The sequence below is a fragment of the Methylophaga sp. UBA1464 genome, assembly GCF_002325665.1.
GTDB lineage: Bacteria > Pseudomonadota > Gammaproteobacteria > Nitrosococcales > Methylophagaceae > Methylophaga.
This window is the reverse complement of record NZ_DCSO01000065.1, coordinates 11,153-14,923: the sequence shown is the minus strand read 5'-3', so window position 1 is coordinate 14,923 and position 3,771 is coordinate 11,153. Positions and strand designations below refer to the sequence as shown.

Annotated in this window: 5 protein-coding genes; 3 read left to right on the top strand and 2 right to left on the bottom strand. The window is 43.8% G+C overall.

Annotated elements, in window-relative coordinates:
* Positions 1 to 459: FTR1 family protein (locus B3O33_RS07925; protein ID WP_349676307.1), on the top strand; the 459-nt coding region annotated here is incomplete at its 5' end.
* Complete coding sequence (locus B3O33_RS07920; protein WP_292359457.1) at positions 452 to 1,138, top strand: hypothetical protein; 687 nt, start codon at positions 452 to 454, stop codon at positions 1,136 to 1,138. The genes B3O33_RS07925 and B3O33_RS07920, both read left to right, overlap by 8 nt.
* A 3-nt stretch (positions 1,139 to 1,141) precedes the next feature.
* Here the strand turns inward: B3O33_RS07920 and B3O33_RS07915 are convergent, their stop codons facing one another.
* Positions 1,142 to 1,450, bottom strand: a complete 309-nt coding sequence (locus B3O33_RS07915; protein WP_292359459.1) for a hypothetical protein — start codon at positions 1,448 to 1,450, stop codon at positions 1,142 to 1,144.
* Between the two features lie 122 nt (positions 1,451 to 1,572).
* The gene (gene hmpA, locus B3O33_RS07910) at positions 1,573 to 2,763 is read right to left on the bottom strand and encodes an NO-inducible flavohemoprotein (protein WP_292359461.1); all 1,191 of its coding nucleotides are present in this window, start codon (positions 2,761 to 2,763) and stop codon (positions 1,573 to 1,575) included.
* Between the two features lie 196 nt (positions 2,764 to 2,959).
* Here hmpA and B3O33_RS07905 point away from each other — a divergent pair.
* Positions 2,960 to 3,771, top strand: an 812-nt coding sequence (locus tag B3O33_RS07905) for a sigma 54-interacting transcriptional regulator (protein WP_292363353.1), incomplete at its 3' end; no start/stop codon positions are given.

Below are 3,771 nucleotides of genomic sequence, written 5' to 3'. Positions count from 1 at the left end.
ATTATCCTGGCAATTAGTCGGGAAAGTGCCGAAATCATGTTATATATTTCCGGCTTTCGCAGTGACCACTTTTTAATGCAATCTGTATTGTCAGGCAGTTTGATTGGATTAGGTATTGGCGTCAGCTGCGGTATTTTTCTATATCACCTGATGATTGCTTTAAAGCCCGCTGCCGCAGCCAAATGTATCTGTATTCTGGTTGTGATTGTAGGTAGCAGCATGATGTCTCAGGCCACCCAGTTTCTGATTCAGGCGGACTGGCTGGCATCATCAAACCCCGTGTGGGACAGCTCTCATCTTATCAGCGAACATTCCTTACCTGGTCAGTTACTGTATGCCTTGATGGCCTATGAAGCGACGCCAACATGGAGTCAGATTCTGGTTTATCTGACAAGCTTGTTACTGATGCTGATTGTTATTGTTTCCGGACGATTTTCCAGGTCTATTCAACATGATTAATCTTCGAATCACCATTGTTTTTTTAATCCTCATCGCACCAGCCAGCTATGCCGACGGTAATCCGGTCGATAAAGTCTATTCTCCCTATGTTCAACCGCTGGAACGTGAAATTGAATGGCGAATGACGGACTCTGACGGAAAACAGGTTCAACGACTGGGTATAGGCAAAAGTCTGACGGATCGTCTGTTTATTGAAGGTTATTTGATCGGCGAAGATAACCAGAATAATGACTTTCGCTTGCAAGCATTTGAAGTTGAAGCGCTCTGGCAACTCACAGAACAAGGTGAATATGATATTGACTGGGGATTGATTACCGAACTTGAACGACAACGTGATGATAATAACTGGGAAGTGTCTGCAGGATTAATTGGTTTGAAAGAGTGGGGCAGATGGGTGGGTACGGCAAACTTCTGGCTTAAATATGAATGGGGACAAACTCAGGAAAGTGAGTTTGAAACCGCTTTGTCATTACAAACACGCTACAGGCATTCCCGCTATTTTGAACCTGCCATTGAATTTTATGCGGGTGAAGATACCCGTGCTCTGGGGCCGGTTTTTCTGGGGGATATCAGTCTATCTCCAGGCAAAAAACTGCATTGGGAAGTGGGTGTGCTTACTGGATTATCATCCAAAACTGCCGATACCAATTGGCGAGCCTTGCTGGAATATGAATTTTAAAACTTATTCCATTTGTGAAATGCAGTCTCCATAAGTCTGATTTTTAAAATTATCTATGGCTTGCTGCTTCCCTTCATTGGTTTCCGCAACGGGTTGCTGATACGCACTGAGCAATAAGCCACGAGTGACATTGCCCATGGCATTTTCCATGGCTTCATAAATTGGCGTATTCATCTGCCTGAACAACATATAGGAACCGGCTTTACTGGCCCATTCTTCACATACTTTGGTATCGCCTGGAGATTCCGCATAAGTGGATAAGGGAAACAGCCACATTCCACCAAATAATAGTGCAGTATAGATATTTTTCATGATGCATCCTGTTATCAGTACAGAATGCTTTTACGCCAATGCAGATGAAGATTGCGTCAAGATGTTCTTTTTAAAAAGCAGAAAAGTGGAGAGCAGGCGTTCGCTCTCCACCTGATTAACTGTTAAATATCGCTATGCGGACCAAACACTTCATAGTGAAGTTGCTCGGCCGGAACCCCTAAATCAGTTAGCTGCTGTTTGGCAAAACGCATAAATTCAACCGGACCACAGAGGTAAAAATGACCATCCGTTAATGGCAACTCAAATTGCAGCCGATCTAATTGCATTAAACCGCTCAGGGCCTTTTCATCATCAGAATCATCCTGTTTATACCAGTAATAGTAATGCAGTTTATCCAATTGATCTGCCTGGCTTTTTAACTGATTAGCATAGGAGTGCTGATGTTTATTTTCACAGGCATGTAAAAACCAGACAGGTTGACTGGTTTGACTGGCCAGCAGTGTTTCCAGCATCGCCATCATCGGTGTAATGCCCACACCGGCAGAAATCAGTACGGTTGGTTTGTCCACATGTGCCAGATAAAAATCCCCGGTGGGTGGCATTAATTCAATCTGATCACCCACCTGAACTTTATCGTGTAAGTAGTTGGAAACCAAGCCTGCTTTTGGCTGAGATTCACGCTTGACACTGATTCGGTAACTTTCACCATTAAATTTATCGGAAATGGAATATTGTCTGATTTCAATATTTTCTGCCTGCTCAGGTTTTACCTTAACGGCCAGATATTGACCGGGTTGGTAACGGGCAATCTCACCGCCATCCACCGGCACAAAGGTAAAGCTGGTCACCAGTTCCGATTCCGGCGTTTTATCCTTCACTTCAAATAAACGTGGACCGGTCCAGCCACCCGTTTTGTTTTGGTAATCGCTGTAGATATCCTGCTCACGGCCAATTAACACTTTTGCCAGCAAACCATAGGCTGCCACCCAGGCCTCGGCGACTTCATCAGTGAATTCTTCCGGTGCCAGCTCACGCAGTGTTTCAATCAAATGATGTCCGACAATCTGATATTGATCCGGCTGAATATCAAAGCTGACATGTTTATGCGCCACTCTTTCAACCAATTCACCCATCGCACCTAAGTCATCTATATGCTTTGCATACATTGCCACCGCACTGAACAGGGCAAACTGCTGTCTTCCGGTCGCCTGATTAGCAAGGTTAAAAATATCTTTTAATTCTGGGTTATGACTGAACATACGTTTATAAAAATGATCAGTGACCTCAACCCCTGCGTTTTCCAGTAACGGCAGGGTACTTTTTACAATTTCGATGGTTCTGGTATCTAACATAAATAACCTCTTTGCGATTATGAATAATACATTCACTATGCTGTTTGCAGAGGTTGTGCCAGTTATTTTTATATAAACAAATCAATAATGTATGAAATTATTCGAAAACAAATAAGTCAAAAAGACATATATAAAAACATGTCTTTTTGACCTTATCGTGATAAATTGACATTAGCTAATTAATCGAGCTCGCGTTATGCAGGATTTTGATTCAACCTTATTACTCGAAGTAGCCTTGGATCTGGCAAACAGCATTAACAATGATGATCGCTTTGATCGCCTGCTGGCGTCGATTCGTAAAGCCATTAAATGTGATGCTGTTGCCTTGTTGGGATTACATGACAATCTGCTGACACCTCTGGCAATTCAGGGTTTGTCCTCAGAAGTATTGGGGCGTCGCTTTCATCTTAGTGAACATCCGAGACTTCAGCAGCTATGTAATAGCAGCAAACCCCTCATTTTTCCGGACAATTGTGACTTGCCCGATCCCTATGATGGGTTGTTATTGGCCAGATCCGGCGATTTGCCCGTACATTCCTGTATGGGATTACCGTTGTATTCAGATCAGAAAGTCATTGGACTGGTCACCATTGATAGCTTGCAAGCCGGCAGCTTTAACCAGATCAGCCCCAAAACACTGGAACTGATAGCCGCACTGTCTGCAGCCACATTAAAAACAGCACTCGAATTTAAAAAACTCGAGATCAGCGCTCAGCATGCCAATCAGCTGGTCCAGGAACTGACGCAGGAAGCCTTATTAAAAGATGGCGGAGAACTGATAGGCCAAAGCCATGCCATGCAGACATTGAAAAATGAGATTCAATTAGTCGCTGGCTCGGACTATACCGTGTTGATCACCGGTGAAACCGGCGTGGGAAAAGAGCTGGTAGCACGTACTGTGCATCAGTTATCGTTGCGAAAAGATAAACCTTTAGTCCACATAAACTGTGCTTCATTACCGGAATCGTTGTCCGAAGCCGAATTATTTGGCCATACCAAAGGCGCTTT

Bases quoted from the DNA above. Each gene is read 5' to 3' on its own strand.
- B3O33_RS07915 (WP_292359459.1), bottom strand. From the start codon at position 1,450: ATGAAAAATATCTATACTGCACTATTATTTGGTGGAATGTGGCTGTTT.
- B3O33_RS07920 (WP_292359457.1), top strand. From the start codon at position 452: ATGATTAATCTTCGAATCACCATTGTTTTTTTAATCCTCATCGCACCA.
- hmpA (WP_292359461.1), bottom strand. From the start codon at position 2,763: ATGTTAGATACCAGAACCATCGAAATTGTAAAAAGTACCCTGCCGTTA.